The sequence below is a fragment of the Buttiauxella selenatireducens genome (assembly GCF_031432975.1).
GTDB lineage: Bacteria > Pseudomonadota > Gammaproteobacteria > Enterobacterales > Enterobacteriaceae > Buttiauxella > Buttiauxella selenatireducens.
Genome location: NZ_CP133838.1, coordinates 2092169 through 2108810 on the forward strand (window position 1 = coordinate 2092169; position 16642 = coordinate 2108810).

Below are 16642 nucleotides of genomic sequence, written 5' to 3' on the forward strand. Positions count from 1 at the left end.
AACCCAATAAATGGCAGATAAAGAACTTAAATTTCTGGTGGTGGACGATTTTTCTACCATGCGTCGTATCGTACGTAACCTGCTAAAAGAGCTGGGTTTCAATAACGTAGAAGAAGCAGAAGACGGCGTCGATGCGTTGAATAAACTGAATGGCGGCGGCTATGGTTTCGTGATTTCCGACTGGAACATGCCGAACATGGATGGCCTGGAATTGCTGAAAACCATTCGTGCCGATGGCGCAATGGCGGCAATGCCGGTGCTGATGGTGACGGCTGAGGCAAAGAAAGAGAACATTATTGCTGCAGCGCAAGCCGGGGCGAGTGGCTACGTGGTGAAACCCTTCACCGCTGCCACTCTGGAAGAGAAGTTGAACAAAATCTTCGAAAAGCTCGGTATGTAAGGAGAGGCACATGCACTCATCTACAAATCCCGCGTCAGAGTTAAACTCAACCGGCGATATTATCGTTCGGATTGGTAGCCTGACGCGTATGCTGCGTGACAGCTTGCGCGAGTTGGGCCTTGATCAGGCGATTGCTGAAGCGGCAGAAGCCATTCCTGATGCCCGCGACCGTCTGGACTACGTGGTGCAAATGACCGCGCAAGCTGCCGAACGCGCACTGAACTGTGTGGAGTTGGCTCAACCTCACCAGAACAAACTGGAAAGTGATGCCAAAGCGTTAAATGGCCGCTGGGACGCCTGGTTTGAAAACCCTATTGAGCTGGGTGATGCACGTGAACTGGTGACCGATACGCGTAATTATCTTTCTGCCGTGCCGTCGCATACCAGTTTCACCAACGCCCAGCTTCTGGAAATCATGATGGCGCAAGATTTCCAGGATTTAACCGGGCAGGTTATCAAGCGAATGATGGATGTTATCCAGGAAATTGAACGCCAGTTATTGATGGTGTTGATGGAGAACATGCCGGAACTGGATGCTCGGGCAAAACGTCCTGCTGACAGTCTGCTCAATGGCCCACAAATGAACGCCAGCGCGGCGGGTGTGGTGGCAAGCCAGGATCAGGTTGATGATTTGCTGGATAGTTTAGGGTTTTAGGTGTGAACATCGTGCGGGGAGGCTTCCCTGCACGATGATAATTGTCCTCAACGAATATCCATTTTTACCGTGACATTTCCTTCATAGTCGCCAGCGGCAGGGCGCGTAGAGGTCGTGCTAACAGGTGCGGCTTTTAGTTTTATGCTGCCATTTCCGTTGGTATCCAGCGTAACCGGAAAATCAAACGAACCATCCAGCACCACATCCTGATCGTTTTTGTCATACAGCCGAACCCCAAGGTCGTCGCGGCCCATCATCTTTGCAATCATTCCCTGCGGATCGCTCACGCCTTGATCGGCTGTTAACGTCAGTTTAATTTTGCCAGAGGTGCTTTCTACCGGGTTATCGCAATGATAAGAAATGTCCACGTCCCGAAGGCTATAGCCTTTCGGTGGCACGCCGGGTGTCCTGAAGTTGGAACTGACTACGCTGCCCAGTTCAATTTCAATCGTGTGCCCCGCATTAATCGTGCAGCTTAAAGGTGCCGTGAGTTTACCGCTGAGATAGACGTTAGAAACCAGTTGAGAGGTTGAAGCTGTACAACTGCCGTCTCGGTCAAACGAGAGGCAGGAATAATATTGAGCAACAAGGGTCGATGGAATGATTTCCTCCCCCAGGATGGCTTTCTTAATGTAAAACTTAGCGGCAATGACGTTCCATTTGAACTGCCGTTTAACCCGGTTAGGTGGGCTTACCGGGCTGGATGAATCGCTGCAAACGGACTCAGACTCTTCGTAGATTGACCAGTTTTGTACACGCGAATTCATGTTCGCCATTGGCGTGGGATAGCTGTTGATGGGAATAGAGGTTAATCCCGCGCCGTCTGGGGAGTTAATGGCGTCGGTGTAACCTTGCACGCTAATATCAATATTGTTGGTTAAGAAGCCGTAAGTGCTGCTATGACCAGCGCTCAGTGGGCTTCCCACGGCCGTAAGCTCATTAATTTCTTCATTCGCTTCGAGGCTTGTTGGGCATTCACAACTGGCTGTCATGACGGGGCCGTTACCCACAAGATGGCCTGGGTTTGACAAAATTTCCTTGCCGGTTTTGTTTATTCCGGCGGATAACTCCTGCTGATAATCAATGCTGTAAGAGGTCGGGCCGTTAAAGCAGTTTTGCAGGACTTCTGCTGAGGCATCGACGTTTCCTAATAACAGTACGCAGCAAAGCAGGTTGCTGGTGTTAAGTGTCGGTCGGCAAAAATTAATGATGGTGGGTAACATCGGGCTGCTCCTTGTTGCAGGTGGCACGCAATTCAAGTAACCCGGCTGGGTTTTCCGTTTGGGAGGGGGATTGGGGAAGCATCAGGGTGGCATGACACTGTTGAGCCGGTTGCTCGCCCCATTTTGCGGTGATATCAGTGTTGTCGGTAATCCCCGAGAGATACACCACACCGTTTTCATCAACAATTCCGCTTTGTGCAGGATTTTGAATGCTGGCCATGGCCCCGAACGGGACTAATTTAGCGTTCTCACGGGTCAATGTGATAAGCGTCCGATAGCCTTTGCGGGCATCGATATGTGCTATCACCGCGGCGTTACGGGTAGGAACTAAAGTGATTGCTGTCTCGCCGGTTTCTACATCATCAGGCAGGGTGGTGGTATCAACGCCGATGCGATTTTCCTGGTACGCACTGAGTGACGGAATAATCGCGTTGCCAAACCCGTCCGTTTGCACGCCGCGTTGGTTTTCAAAACGAACGCCGGATGCGCCGTTAGCATCAATGATGGCGAACTCGTCGCCCAGGGGTTGTGACAGGGTGATTCCAGCCGGGTGCGCAACCCATGCTCCGCTGATGCCATAATTCAACTGGCTGCTGTTGTCTGTCGCGTAATAATATCCCGCATTCAGATTGGCATATTGCGAGCGATACGTAGCATAAACGCTACTGTTATCAGTCCCATCGTGATTAGTTTGGCTTTGTTGAAGTGAATAGTTGAGCCGTTGATCATCGAGCATCGTACCGCTTAACCCAAGCGTTTGGCTGGTGTTACCGTTGCGGCTATTACTGATGTTATAGGTTGCCCAACTGTTCGATAACCAGCGACTTAAAGGCACACTAAAACCAAAGGCTAACATGCGGTCATCTTGATTATCGTTGAGCTTGCTGTAGCTGTAGTTCAGATGCCAGCTAATCCCACTGATGACAGAACTCAGCCCGGCGGAGATGCTGCGCTCTTTATTATTGGTTCCCCAGTAATCTTGTTGATAGCCATTAATGTACAAACTACTGTTCAAAATGTTCTGATTGATGTTGATCTGAATGCGGCTGCGTTTGTTGTAATTAAATGACCAGTCATCTTCTTTACCCTCATCTTTTTGGTTTGCATCGGCAAAGCTATAGAAACCGCTGGTCGAATATCGGTAACTGGCGACGCTAAAGTTAGTGTCTGTGGTTTCAATGCTTTTGCTGTACATCATCCGCCAGGATTGACCCTGGCTTTTTTCACCGCTGTCGAGTTGCGCATCAGCCCACGTTACGTCGGCTGAAAGCGAGCCAAAATATCCCATCGCCATACCGAGGCCCGAAACCACAGACCCGTAATCGGGTGAGCCCACCAGACCGCCATAAACCGTAAAGTTATTGTTCAGGCCGTAAACGGCACTGCCTTGCACAAATCCAGGCTCATTGGTGTTGTTCTCGTCTCCTTGTGCGCGATATGTCCCGGCTGTGAGTTCATATTTGGTCTGGCCAGGTCGTTGCATTAAAGGGACGCTGGCATACGGTTGGGTGAAACGATGTTCAGTGCCATCCGCTTCCTTGATAGTAATATCAAGATCGCCGCTATTGGAGGTTGAGTTAATATCGGTCAGCGCAAAGGCACCTGGTGCGACGTTTGCCCGATAAATCAAATAGCCATTTTGCCGTACGGACACTTCCGCATTGCTGTTGGCGATCCCACGGATGACCGGGGCAAAACCGCGCTGGTTAAAAGGGAGCATTTCTTCGTCCGAGGCGAGGTTAACCCCACGGTATTGCAGGCTGTCAAAAACATCTCCCCGGGTGTTGCTTTCGCCAGCAGTAAACTGAGATTTTAATGTTTGTACATCGTGTTGAAGATAGGTCTGGAGTGCTTCCCAGCTTTGTTGGTCTTCATCTTTATTCCATGTTGAATAATTGCGTAATCGCCAACCGCCAACGTTCAGTCCGCTGCGTAAATTCAGATACTGATTGGTGGACGTTGTGTTGTCACTGCCCTCGGATTGCGAGGCCGCAAAGGCATAATCCGAAAACAAAACCGGAACACCATCGTCCCACAAGGCAGGATCAACACCGCCTTGGTTCGCCTGAAAAACGGCAATTTGCGGCATACTGATGTTTAAGGTGAGTTTGTTGAAATCGAACTCGGTGGTGGCGGCAGGGATGTAATCACCCAGCGGTTTAGCCAGCGGAGTATCGGGCGGTGATGCGACAAGCTCGGGGAAAGCATCCACTCTGACTCCCCATTTGCGCAGCATCCTGGGCGTAAGCTGGGGTTGCAGCGAACCATCAGCGGCATTGGTGAAGGCGATGTTTCCGATACCCAGGCGCTGTTTATTCATTATCGTAATGGTTTGATAAGTGCCGGGCAGCTGCGCTTTAGTATTTGAAAAGAGAGATAAATCAACATCCTGATATAGCCTGGGATCCCCCTCCAATTCTGATGCATTAAAGATGTACTCGCCCGCAGTAGCGGAGTGGGAAGACAAGAGATAGACACCGGTGAGACAGCGTAAAAACGCGTTAAGCCTCCATGAGAAAAAAGGAAAAATGCTGTTGGCGTGATTTGACATTTTTTTGCGTCATCCATGGGTTATTGATAACTGGCCTCAAATTTCTCCGAGGCATTACCGTAATCAGTAATGCAGTGCCAGTTGACGTTCCTTGCCGTAGCCGTGGAGGGGATTTCAATTTGAACGGTACTTTTTGGGGCGACCATATCGGCTTTAGGTACGGGTGTAGACCCCAGTAATAAGGAGTCAAAGACAACGTAAAATGCCGCATTGTTGGTGATAGAAAGTGCGCTGCCCTGACGTTGAAATTCCAGGTTTTTACAGGCTTCTGCTGGTGTACCATCGAGGTTTTTAGGACGGAAAAAGAGTTTCAAACGGGTTTTGAAAATCAATTTGAGGATGTTTTTTTCTTCATCATCTTTGGGCGTTGCCGGAATGGTGCGGACATTAAGATAAAAGAGTGATTCACGATCCTTCGCCACTGCGGCGCCCGTCCACGAAATACGCAGGCTTTGTTCTTTTTGTGCATCAAGGCGGAATAAGGGCGGGGTAACAATAAACGGGCCACGTGTTTTTCCATCACCTGTATCTGTCCAGGATTGCACCAGCCACGGAGATGATTTTTCAGTATTTGTTAACGATAAAGCGACTTCTCTTTTATTTGCATCATAAACAACACGTGTTCGCCCTATTTGTATGCCATTCGCGTGGCCCTGAGACATAAACGATGCCGATAAGATAATAAGACAGCCTGTGAGAAAAATGCTGCGCATAGGAGTCCTTTCGTATTTTTTTAATAATGCAAAAATGACGTAAAACGCCAGCAGGGGAACTGGTGTTTTACGGGTTAAGAATAAGAGGGATATCTCCCGTTTTAGCGAGGGAAATAGTCAACTCCTAAAAGTATATTCACGCTATCGATACAAAATATTTACCGTCATATCTGCATCTGCCGGGCCTGCGGTGACAGGAATCGCAAAGGCTTTATAACGCGCGTTGAAATCCGCAATAATGCTATCGTTTGCAAGAGACGGAAGCCCTAATTCAATACTCTTCTCATCGGTTCCATCCATTTTTAGCAACGTAGTGCTGCCTTTCAGGCTAACCGCAATACCCACATTGGTAGCGGCGGTGGCAGCAGCGGAGCTGACATCCAGCAAATTATTGCTATTGGTTAATGCCGTTGGACCTTCGAAGGTGAGATGGATATTGGGTAGGCCAGCGGAGGTGACAGGGCAGTTGATAAGCTCAATACTAAACGGTACCAGGTCAGATTCATCGCTAACCTGGGTGAAAAGCGATGTGGGGTATGTACCTAAAGGGACATTATTAGTCGTACCTGTATCCCCTTTGATGGTGCAACTGGGTTCGATAATTTCACCCGTGAAATGAACAATCCCGGCATTCATTTCGGCCCCGTAAGCGCTGGTTGCAGAAATAGAGACGAGTGCTGAGAGCAACAACAATTTCCTTAACAACATTTGAACTTCTCCATGTGTGAAGATACTGGAATACATGAAAAATCATGATTTCAATAAATGATATAATTGCATTGTTGAGATAAAATTTTCGCATGTAATACATAATCATTACTTAACAGTTCAATAAGCACTAATTAAAACTTCATTTCTCCGCGCTGAATGATTGGCATAGTATATATATTCGCTGTTCTGGTAAAAGTCTTTTTTAAATCAGGGTATAAGTAATTCTAAATGTGTTTTTATGGGTGTTATTCATCGGGATGATCATTACGATGCCAAAGATCGATAATGTAAATATATCTATGTTGATGGTTGTGATTAATATAATGTGTTTGTGAATAACGTGTTTTAGTAATAAGGCGTGATTCTCTATAAGTTCGCTCAGTACGCTAGTATTCCCCATTAAGTCCCTGAATGACACAGTTTAACCGGGCAGGTTATCAGACGCAGTTATCCAGGAAATTGAACGCCAATGCAACTGGCGTTGTAGCAAGCCAGGATCAGGTTGATGATTTCCACGATGATTTTGATTCCTGCCCGATAGCTAAACGCCCTCCCGCAATAATCCAATCACTCTTCCTATGAGTTCATCCCCCATATTTTGTTTATGGATATGCGCCACGTATTTCACATTTCCTCTATTAATAAAGTCGCATTGCACTTCCCGGATGGGGATGATTTTTTTCAATATCTGCACATAGCGGGAGGGGCAAAAGACTAATAAATCATCAAATATGCTTGCCAGAATAAGGTTGAAATGTGAATCACTGACAATAACCGGATCGGTTTCTCGTAACGCAATCGCTTCGGCGGCATCCGTTCGCAAAAGAGTGCGGTAAAAAGGGGAGCCAAACCCGACGTATCTTTCTTTTGCAAATTGCTCTCTAGTGATGCTTTCACCGACTGTCTTGTGGTCATTGCGACAAATTAGCGTGAAATCCAGATCGAACAGAGGGCGGGCGACCAAACTGCTGTCCCCCGGCAGTTGCAGGCCAATATCAATGTCTATTTCTTTGTTACGCAGTTTACTGACGCGCTGTTCGCTATCAAGCGTGACATAGCGGAATTCGGCACTGCACTCGTCGGGGATAATATGCTGTCTGAGAAGCTTCTCGGTTAACCAAAACTCAGTAAGCGGATCACAGCGGATATAAACACTTCGTTTTGTGTTCTGAGAAATTGACTTGAGGTTAAGAACGTTTGTGATATCTGCATCTATTACTTTGAATTTGTTGTAAAGATTCATCGCAAGCGCAGTCGGCATGACACCATTGAGGGTGCGTGTAAATAAGGGATCGTGGTAATGATCACGCATTTTTTTTACCGCATAGCTTACTGCTGAAGGCGCAACATTAAGCACCTCTGCCGCGTTAGCCATACTGCGAGTTTCAACGATGATGACCAGGTAACGTATTAAATTATAATCAAATTTTTTCGAATCCATCGCGTCTATCGACTGGTTTATGTAGAAGAGGTTTAGCTTTGAGTATAGTTCAGCTAATTTTTACGTGAATGCAATTCTGCTCATTCATTTTTGTGATGAATGTATTTGTGGTTCAATAGCCCTGTCCCGGAATGTTGAAGATGTCCTGTTGTTTCCATTAACATGATTTTAACTTTCAGGGCGCCAGGTCGTTAATTTAAATAAGTCCTCAATAACATTTCAGAATGTACGTATAAATTATCCTTTTTTGGACTCTCTTTTTTTATAGATAAATCATGATGGTTTCGTACTGATCAGCATTTGTCACTGCCAGTAAACAAAAAACAAGATTATCCGTTGAGTCTGTGGCTTAGGCGTCTCTGATGAAAAATGCTGACATTTTTAATTTTGCAGAGTTAACGTCTGTCGATGTGCGCCTCACAGATACTAACATCTACATTTAACACTATTTAAACATCATCCATCTCGCAGGTTCATTGGATTACTGATTCATGGTGTTTATATAAAATACGAGTAATTGCACGATTGCTTTAAAACGAAGCTCAATCAAATCAGGGCAAAATTATGTTCAGGACGACTTTTGGATTCTTGATCAACGACAATATTCAAATTGATATACATAACCGTAGAATTATAAAGCTCGACATAGAAGAAGATCGCAAACCCTATGTTCTTAATGTCAGCGTCATTTCCATTAAGGATCTGCAAATGATGTTGCTGGCATATTTACTGGCTAATGGGATTAGGCACCCGGTTAAGCGGGACGATATCTTAAAAAATGTCTGGGATAACAGAGATCTGAAATCCTCCAGTCAGATTCTATGGGCCACCTTAAAAGACCTTAAATCTAATCTTTCGCGAGTGGGTTTAGGCGAGGATTTTATTGTTAGCGATAAAGGGGCAAAGTACAGCATTAATGCTATGAAAGTGCAGGCGCTATATATGGGAATCTGAAGGAGTAGAGATACACTACATTAAAGTAGTTCGCATTATCGTTTTAACAACAAAATCAGTCATATGTATTCATTGTTTATCCACTTGATAGTGGAGGCCTGACTATACATTAAATTCACTGATTTTGTCTTACGGGTTGAATAAATACCTTATTTAACCTTAACAAAGTTAATTATATTTAAGCATGATCGGGTGTCTTATGAATAAGTTTTACAAAGTGATTTGGAATGCCACGCTTGGCAGATATGTTGTCGCCTCCGAACTTTCCCAGGGCCGGAAGAAAAGTAAATCATCTTGCGCGGGCGCGATATTAGCCGATGTTATTTTCTCCAGGAAAATGCTGCTGACCTGCATTTTATCGGCACTGGCGACAGAAAAAACCTTCGCGGTAGACAGCGAGGTGGGCTACTTTACGCCACAGGATAGTGCTTATTCAATAATTACCGGACAGGTGAACCTGATTACTGGCGGCAGTAATGGTTTTGCTAATATTAGCAAAGGCGACCCCGGTTATAAAAACTTCACGCTACAACAAGCACTTGATGCAGGTATAGTCACTTCAGGATCTGAATATATCTCCGGTGATATATTTAAAATTGGTAAAAAAAGCCAGACTATTTCATATACAGATAAGCAAACGCAGAATCAAGTGACCGTTTCCGTTTACGATAATGCAAACATGGCCGTCAGCTCTGCGGCTTCATTTATGTTCCCTAACTCTTATGCGGTGGGCGAGCATGGCCAGTATGTTGACACAAACCTTTTCTCTGTTAAATCAGGGGGCGATCTGGCGGTTAATGTCGGTTCTACTGCGACAAACTGGGTGAATAATGCCGCGAATAACCTTTCAGTAATAATGAAGGGAAGCCAAAAGGATATTCCTACTGCCAGCGTCTTTGATGTTAGTGGAACGGGTGTACTTGATTACAATTCTAAAACTGTCGCCACGCTGGGTAACACTAATAATAATAACTCTGGTGCTAAGTCGGTCGCCTCTTTTGTCAGTGGTTTCAGCAATGCGGTAAACAGCAAAATTGGTAACTTTGTTGTTAACGATCTGGCAGGTTTCCAGGCTTACAATACTGCACTGCAAAATGCGATTAAAACCGGTGCGCTAGCCGCTGCGGATTATGATGCCGAAATTGCTAAAGCTTATGATACAACGCTGAAACAGGTTTATGTCAGTGCGGATATTCCTGCCAATGACGCAACCAATATGAATGTTGACCGTGACCGTGTGTCCTTTATTAAGGCCGACGGTGCCGATGCACGGGTTAATATTAGCCAGGACGCTAATATACAATTATATAACTCTGATGCTTCGCTGGTCAGGCTGTTAAATGGTGCAGTGCTAAATAACCTGGGTGTTCTGGGTACAGCCTATAACTCTTTGCGTGGAGCCTATGTTGTCTATGCAAATAATAGTGTGGTCAATAACCAGGGGGTTATTGATGCGGGTACCAATCCTGAAATGCAGGCATACACCCCGGCCAAAAGCAAAGGGACCAATACCGGCATCGGTATGCAGGTGGGTATTAATGCCAATGGCAACAGTACGGTATTAAACGACGGCATTATTAACGTGGCACCCGTTCAGGATTACGCGTTGAGCACGGGTGTTTCACTCAATGATACCGCGACACTTGTCAACAACGGCGCTATAAATGTTGCTGCACTTCCGCCTCCTGCCTCGGTTAATGGTGGGTATGTTGCAACCGGTGTGATTGTGCAAAACCAGGCTAAATTCGACAATAACGGTCAACTCTATATTGGGCGTCAGGCACAGCGATCGTTATCCGATATGACCAGCGATGTATTGGTTAATCAGTTCGGGACTGTTGGAGTCAACGTCATTAAAGGCGGTGTATTTAATAACAATGCCACGGCCAATATTACTTTGGGTTCACAAACTCAGGGCGCAACGGCTATTTCCGCATCAGACGCGGCTTCAGTGGTTAATCAAAAAGGCACGATTGATATTAATGGTCGTGTTGCCCAGAACGGGGATTCCAGCGGTCTTAATACCGGGATAAGTTCTTCTGGCGGCGCTAAACAGGTGACAAACAGCGGAACCATTAATCTTAACGGTATTAACGCCAAAGGGCTGATGGTCAATGCCGGGAGTACGGCAACGAACAGCGGTACGATTAATGTTAACCAGGGCGTTGATCCGGTCAGCAAAACTGCCAACTACGGTATTCAGGCTGAAGGTGCAGGTGCGGTTGCGACACAATCAGGCACGGTTGCGCTAAAAGGCGATCGCGCAATTGGGATTTATGCAAAAAATAAAGGCGTTGTGAAACTCGAGGGGGCGGGCCAGGTTGCCTTCGACTCCGGTGAAAACCAGCTTGGCTACTTTGTCTACGGTGCGGGTTCGGCCATCGTCGATAACAGCGCGGGTGAGCAGAATGTCTCAACCAAAGGTTCAACACTTTATCGCATTGATGGCGGTTCGACGTTTGCGGGTAGTGACAGCAGCACTTCTGTGATGAAAGCCAGCGGTGAGAACAGCACGATTCTGTTGGTTACCGGGAAAAGTGATGACGGTAAAACCATCAGTAAATTGAACACCGGGAAGATGGTGCTCAACGTTAATGCTAAAGGTGCCACCGCAGTTAAAGTTGAAGGTGGCGCGCAGGGCGTTTTGGATCAGGGTGTCATACTGGCTCTGACGGCTGAAAATGCGACGGCCGGGATTGTGGATGGTAATTCAACATCCATCATGGGAGCGGCGGGTGCCACGGGTGCTTCACAGCTTACGTCTTACGCGAAAATTGATAACACCAACGCCGCCACGGGGGCGATGGGGTATATCGCGCGTAACAATGGCACATTGATTCACAAGGGATCGTTGTCATTTACCGCAGCCAACAGCACTGGCGTTTTGGTTGACGGTGGCAAGCTGGAAAACAGCAGTGATATCTCGGTAAATGGGATTGCCGTTGATATCGTGGGTGGCGCATCGAAAGTGTTAAACACCGGAACTGTGACGGCGACAGGCGGAACGGCGGCTTATCGTCTGAAAGATGGGGCTTCGCTGGCGTTAAGCGGGCAAGGAACGACAATTGCCAAAAACGGCGCACACGGTGTTTTGTTGGATGTTCCAACAAACCCTACGCTTTTACGTGCATCGCCAGATCCTGAATTGACCGTGACCGATGCGACCATTTCTGTGACCGAAACGGGCAACGCCATTGAAAACGCGGCTGAAGTTGCTGGTATTCGTATCGTTAATGCGAAGCTGAACGTGGAACAGGGCGCAGCTATTCGAACCGGAGCCGAATTGGGTCTGTCCAACAGCGGCGCGATCACGGTTAACGGTTCGGGTAAAGGTATTGCCTTAATGCATGCTGATGGTTCCGCAACCACGGCGGATTTAAATCTGCTGGATTCCGATGGTTTGACGATCAATGTCACTGGGGCAAATGGCTCAGGCATTGTCACTAATACCAGCGGTTCAGTGAAGAATGGGACGACGGTTAACGTTCAGGCTGATAACGGCGGTGCAGCCCTTGCCGTGGGGGGCACAACCACCAATGTATTACAGGCAGGCCAGTTAAATTCGACTTCACTGACCACAGAAGTGGTGAATCTGGATAACGGTAACGTCAATAGCTTTACCAACAGCGGTGTTATCAAAGCTAAAGATGCCAGCCAGGTTGCCGTATTAAGCAACTCAGGCAGCGGAATGACCTTCAACAACAATAGCGGCGCTGAAATTATCGGCAAAGTGAATCTGCTGACGGGTGATAATACCGTTAATCTGCAAAGCGGCAGTAAAGGCACTGATTTCTTTACGGGTAACGGTGTTGATATTTTCAACCTGGTGAATATTGGCGAGCAGGAAACGTCACTCTTCACTTCGCTCAACGGTGGAGAGGGGAAAGACACCCTGAATCTGGACAATTCGCAATATATTCTCAAGGATGCGAATGCGATTACCGGAATGGAAACCGTTAATCTTAAAAATGGTTCCCGCTTAACAGAAGCGAATGTGTTGTTAGCATTAGGGGATGATAAAGCCGACCGTACCGACACGACATTTAACATTGATGAGAGCAGTAGCCTGGTGCTCAACAATACCAGTGATGTGGAATTTAAAAACCACCTGGCAGGCAGCGGGACGGTAAAAGCCGATTTATCAAATAAAGCCTTTACCTTTACCAATAATAATAAAGCCGATGGATTTAACGGCACGTTGGATCTGGCAAACAGCACTTTTGCACTGGCAGATGTGAATACTCAGGCGCTGAGTGCAGCACGTTTAAAATTAAGTTCTGGCAGTATTGCGACTGTAGGTCAAGGGCCGCAAAACATCGGTGGACTGGCCTTTAATGGTGGTACGGCTGACTTTGGTGCGCTAAACCCAGGGATGACAATCGCTGACAACTTGATTCATACGGCGAACAACCTTGATATCAGTGGGCAGGGTGTCATTAAAGTCGCGCTAACGAATGTGATTAACGACAACCCGTTACCGAATAATCATCTACCGTTGATGGCGCAGGACGACGCACAAACGCTGGTAACAATGGCGGATAGCAGCGGCACCGTGATCGGCAGCGGCGGCAACCTCAAGCTTGTCGATCAGAACGGCAACGAAATCACCGATGCTGCCACCGTCGATATCACCCAGGCAGGTGAAACCGTCGCCAAAGGAACGTGGGATTACCGCATGACCAGCGGCGAAAACGCCGACGGCTTGTATATCAACTATGGCCTGAAGCAAGTCGAATTGTTGGGCGAAGGTGCCAGTGCGCTGGTGCTCGACAGTAACGGCGCAACCGGTGCGGCCAGTGACCTGAGTGCGAAAGTGACAGGTAACGGCGACTTACATATTGATACCGGAACTGGCAACGTTTCACTGTCTAACCTTGATAACGATTATCTGGGTGAAACGCTCGTTAGCAGCGGCACGTTGGACTTTGCCAATGACAACGTACTGGGCAAAACCCGTCGTCTGACGATTGAAGATCTGGCTTTTGTTAACACCCAAGGTTTCAGCCAAAGTATCGGCGCACTGAACACCGCAGCAGGCAGCCTTTTGAACTTAGCCGAAGGCAGCGTGTTGACCATCACCGATGCCCAACGCAGCGCGGGTGATGTTAACGGCGGCGTGATCAATGCGGATACGCTGGCGGGTGCCGGTAAGTTAGTTATCGACCCAAGCGTGGTGACGGTCAACGGCGCAAATACCGGCTTTACCGGCGATGTGGCGCTGCAAGGCGGCTCGCAGGTACTGCTGAATAATGTTTCTGGCCTCGGGGATTCGGGGCGGGTCACGCTGACCGGCGAAGATGACCGCTTAACGTTTGCGAAGCAACTGGCGACGGATGCCGCAGCGGTGGGTAATCTGGCTAAACAACTGGCAGGTGTTGGCAGCGTTGAGCTGAAAGACAACGCAGATATCAACCTTGTTGCGGATAACCGCGCTTTTGCGGGCGAATTCGCTCTGGATTCCGGTACGCATCTTCGTGCATCTGGTGCAGAAAATCTGGGGGATGCGAGCATCAGTAACAACGGCAGCCTGCATCTTACCGCCGATAGCGACTGGGAGCTGGCTAATGCGGTGACGGGTTCTGGCGAGCTTGAAAAACTGGGCAATGCTGCGTTAATCGTGAACCGTGATTTGGCCTATACCAGCGAAACCCATCTGCGAGCGGGTAGCCTTATCCTGGGTGATGACACGGCAGCCAGCGGTAAGCTTTCGGGCAACGGGCTGGTGAATATCGCCGAAGGTGCCACGCTGGGGGGTAACGGTGAAGTTACCGGAAGCGTGAATAACCTCGGGACGATTGCGGCTCTGAACGCCATGAGCGGTTACGAAGATCGTGCTGCGGGTGATTTTAAAGTCGGTAGCCTGAACAACAGTGGAACGGTGAATCTTGCCGGGTCTGCTGCGGGTAACACGCTGACGGTGAACGGAAACTATGTCGGTAACAATGGGTTGTTGAACCTGAACACTGCGCTGGGTGATGACAGCTCGGCAACGGATAAACTGGTGGTGAAGGGCGATACTTCGGGCAATACGCGTGTCCAGGTAAACAACCTTGGCGGCGCGGGTGCGCAGACTATCAACGGGATTGAAGTGGTTCATGTGGATGGCGCGTCGGCGGGGGATTTTGCTCTGCAAGGCCGTGCTGTGGCAGGAGCTTATGACTACTTCCTGAATAAAGGGAATACGGGCAACTGGTATTTGCAGTCGCAGACTCCGGCCCCGGCACCAACGCCAGATCCCGTCCCGGATAACATTGTTAACCCTGTCGATCCGGTAAACCCGGTAAACCCGGTTAGCCCGACAGACCCGATTGTGCGTCCGGAAGCCGGTGCCTACACCGCAAACATTGCGGCAGCGAATACCATGTTTGTCACCACGTTGCACGACAGGCTGGGTGAGACAAATTATGTGGATATGCTGACTGGCGAAACAAAAGTCACCAGTATGTGGATGCGTAATATCGGCGGGCACACAGCCTTCCGCGATAACAGCGGCCAGCTTAAAACCCAAAGTAACCGTTATGTCTTGCAGATGGGCGGTGATATTGCGCAGTGGGGCAGCGAAAATGAAAACCGTACCCATCTGGGTGTGATGGCAGGTTACGGCAACAACCATAGCAATACGCGTTCTTCCGTCACGCATTACAGCGCAGACGGCTCGGTGAATGGTTATAGCGTCGGTGTTTATGGCACCTGGCTTGCTAACGAAGCGGAACATACCGGCGTATATGTTGATACATGGGCGCAGTACAACTGGTTTAACAACAGTGTGAAAGGGGATGAATTAGACAGCGAGTCTTATAAATCTAAAGGTTTCACCGCTTCCGCGGAAACGGGTTACACCTTCAAAGTGGGCGAATATAGCGGCAGTAAGGGGTCGACCAACGCCTGGTATGTTCAACCACAAGCACAGGCTATATGGATGGGAGTTAAGGCTGACGATCATACCGAGAGCAATGGCACTCATGTTTCCTCTCAAGGTGACGGTAACCTGATGACCCGCCTGGGTGTCAGAACTTACCTGAAAGGCCATAACAAAATGGACGATGGCAAAGATCGCGAGTTCCAGCCATTTGTAGAGGCTAACTGGCTCCATAACACCAATAATTTTGGTGCGACGATGAACGGTGTTTCATCTTCTATGGACGGGGCTAAAAATATTGCGGAACTGAAAGTTGGCGTTGAAGGACAGCTCAACAAAAACCTGAACGTTTGGGGCAATGTGACCTCTCAGATTGGCGATAAGGGTTATAACGACAATGCGGCCATGATTGGCGTTAAATATAATTTCAAATAAATTTCCTTTCACATTAGGGGAGGGCAACCTCCCCATTACTTGCGTAGATAATATGGATAATATCTTTGTTTACAGTGATGATATCTTTGCACGGAAAGCCATTGTGGCGCTGCTTGCTGATATCGGTTCTATCCCTGGTTCCCTGAAAGATGTCGCTATTTTTAGTTTTGGCAATAACAATATTAGTCAGCAGGCGATGATGTTGTTATTGGAGTGTAAGGCAGAACGGATATTGATTTTAGCGAAGCCCTCAATACTTCAGTTTTTCGCCACATTATTACCTGGGGTGAATATGGTTTTTGAACGTTATGACACTGCCATTAATATCATCAGAAAAGTGATTTTGTCATTCATACAACCAGTCAGAAAAATTACGTACGGTGAGAAGGATAAAATGTTCACCATTAAAAAACTGAGTGCTAGCGAATATCGAATTACCGACCTTTATATACAAGGATTACCGCTTTCTAATATCGCACTACTCTTAAATAAAAGTATCAAGACAATCAGTGCTCATCGCAGGAGTGCCATGAAAAAAATGGGTGTAGCCAGTAATATTGAATTAATTCAGAAAGGACATCTTATGCGTCTGTTGGAACAAAACACCCACTCGAGCTTTGCCTGACCGCATAAAGCCGATTTTCACCGGGTTCAGTTTACAACCTGAACCCGCAAACAAACGCAAAAACTCCCCCGTTTT

Annotated in this window: 10 protein-coding genes; 5 read left to right on the forward strand and 5 right to left on the reverse strand. The window is 47.6% G+C overall.

What is annotated here, in order from left to right:
• Positions 1–10: 10 nt before the first annotated feature.
• Both cheY and cheZ read left to right on the forward strand, forming a co-directional pair.
• Positions 11–400, forward strand: a complete 390-nt coding sequence (gene cheY / locus RHD99_RS09655; RefSeq protein ID WP_309878591.1) for a chemotaxis response regulator CheY — start codon at positions 11–13, stop codon at positions 398–400.
• A 10-nt stretch (positions 401–410) separates the two neighbouring features.
• Positions 411–1055 carry a protein phosphatase CheZ gene (gene cheZ / locus RHD99_RS09660; RefSeq protein ID WP_183269601.1) on the forward strand — a complete coding sequence of 215 codons (645 nt, stop codon included), beginning with the start codon at positions 411–413 and terminating at the stop codon, positions 1053–1055.
• Positions 1056–1102: 47 nt separating this feature from the next.
• Here cheZ and RHD99_RS09665 read toward each other — a convergent pair whose 3' ends face one another.
• The 5 genes from RHD99_RS09665 to RHD99_RS09685 all read right to left on the reverse strand — a co-directional run bounded on the left by RHD99_RS09665 (position 1103) and on the right by RHD99_RS09685 (position 7694).
• Positions 1103–2278: a fimbrial protein gene (locus RHD99_RS09665; RefSeq protein WP_309878592.1), complete on the reverse strand. Its 1176-nt coding sequence runs from the start codon at positions 2276–2278 to the stop codon at positions 1103–1105.
• A complete protein-coding gene (locus RHD99_RS09670) occupies positions 2259–4829 on the reverse strand; it encodes a fimbria/pilus outer membrane usher protein (RefSeq protein WP_309878593.1) in 2571 nt (856 codons plus the stop codon). Before RHD99_RS09670 ends, RHD99_RS09665 begins: the two co-directional genes overlap by 20 nt.
• 20 nt (positions 4830–4849) lie before the next feature.
• A complete protein-coding gene (locus RHD99_RS09675) occupies positions 4850–5542 on the reverse strand; it encodes a fimbrial biogenesis chaperone (protein WP_309878594.1) in 693 nt (230 codons plus the stop codon).
• Between the two features lie 141 nt (positions 5543–5683).
• Positions 5684–6250 carry a fimbrial protein gene (locus RHD99_RS09680; RefSeq protein ID WP_309878595.1) on the reverse strand — a complete coding sequence of 189 codons (567 nt, stop codon included), beginning with the start codon at positions 6248–6250 and terminating at the stop codon, positions 5684–5686.
• A 544-nt stretch (positions 6251–6794) separates the two neighbouring features.
• Complete coding sequence (locus RHD99_RS09685) at positions 6795–7694, reverse strand: LysR family transcriptional regulator (RefSeq protein ID WP_309878596.1); 900 nt, start codon at positions 7692–7694, stop codon at positions 6795–6797.
• 564 nt (positions 7695–8258) lie between these two features.
• Between RHD99_RS09685 and RHD99_RS09690 the strand changes: the two genes are divergently transcribed.
• From RHD99_RS09690 to RHD99_RS09700, 3 genes are all read left to right on the forward strand, one after another.
• Complete coding sequence (locus RHD99_RS09690; RefSeq protein ID WP_309878598.1) at positions 8259–8648, forward strand: winged helix-turn-helix domain-containing protein; 390 nt, start codon at positions 8259–8261, stop codon at positions 8646–8648.
• A gap of 199 nt (positions 8649–8847) precedes the next feature.
• A complete protein-coding gene (locus tag RHD99_RS09695; RefSeq protein WP_309878599.1) occupies positions 8848–15942 on the forward strand; it encodes an autotransporter outer membrane beta-barrel domain-containing protein in 7095 nt (2364 codons plus the stop codon).
• A gap of 52 nt (positions 15943–15994) precedes the next feature.
• Positions 15995–16567 carry a helix-turn-helix transcriptional regulator gene (locus RHD99_RS09700; protein ID WP_309878600.1) on the forward strand — a complete coding sequence of 191 codons (573 nt, stop codon included), beginning with the start codon at positions 15995–15997 and terminating at the stop codon, positions 16565–16567.
• Positions 16568–16642 lie beyond the last annotated feature (75 nt).

What these genes read in the sequence shown, in the direction of transcription:
- cheY (WP_309878591.1), top strand. Translation starts at nt 11, where the DNA reads ATGGCAGATAAAGAACTTAAATTTCTGGTGGTGGACGATTTTTCTACC.
- cheZ (WP_183269601.1), top strand. Translation starts at nt 411, where the DNA reads ATGCACTCATCTACAAATCCCGCGTCAGAGTTAAACTCAACCGGCGAT.
- RHD99_RS09665 (WP_309878592.1), bottom strand. Translation starts at nt 2,278, where the DNA reads ATGTTACCCACCATCATTAATTTTTGCCGACCGACACTTAACACCAGC.
- RHD99_RS09670 (WP_309878593.1), bottom strand. Translation starts at nt 4,829, where the DNA reads ATGTCAAATCACGCCAACAGCATTTTTCCTTTTTTCTCATGGAGGCTT.
- RHD99_RS09675 (WP_309878594.1), bottom strand. Translation starts at nt 5,542, where the DNA reads ATGCGCAGCATTTTTCTCACAGGCTGTCTTATTATCTTATCGGCATCG.
- RHD99_RS09680 (WP_309878595.1), bottom strand. Translation starts at nt 6,250, where the DNA reads ATGTTGTTAAGGAAATTGTTGTTGCTCTCAGCACTCGTCTCTATTTCT.
- RHD99_RS09685 (WP_309878596.1), bottom strand. Translation starts at nt 7,694, where the DNA reads ATGGATTCGAAAAAATTTGATTATAATTTAATACGTTACCTGGTCATC.
- RHD99_RS09690 (WP_309878598.1), top strand. Translation starts at nt 8,259, where the DNA reads ATGTTCAGGACGACTTTTGGATTCTTGATCAACGACAATATTCAAATT.
- RHD99_RS09695 (WP_309878599.1), top strand. Translation starts at nt 8,848, where the DNA reads ATGAATAAGTTTTACAAAGTGATTTGGAATGCCACGCTTGGCAGATAT.
- RHD99_RS09700 (WP_309878600.1), top strand. Translation starts at nt 15,995, where the DNA reads ATGGATAATATCTTTGTTTACAGTGATGATATCTTTGCACGGAAAGCC.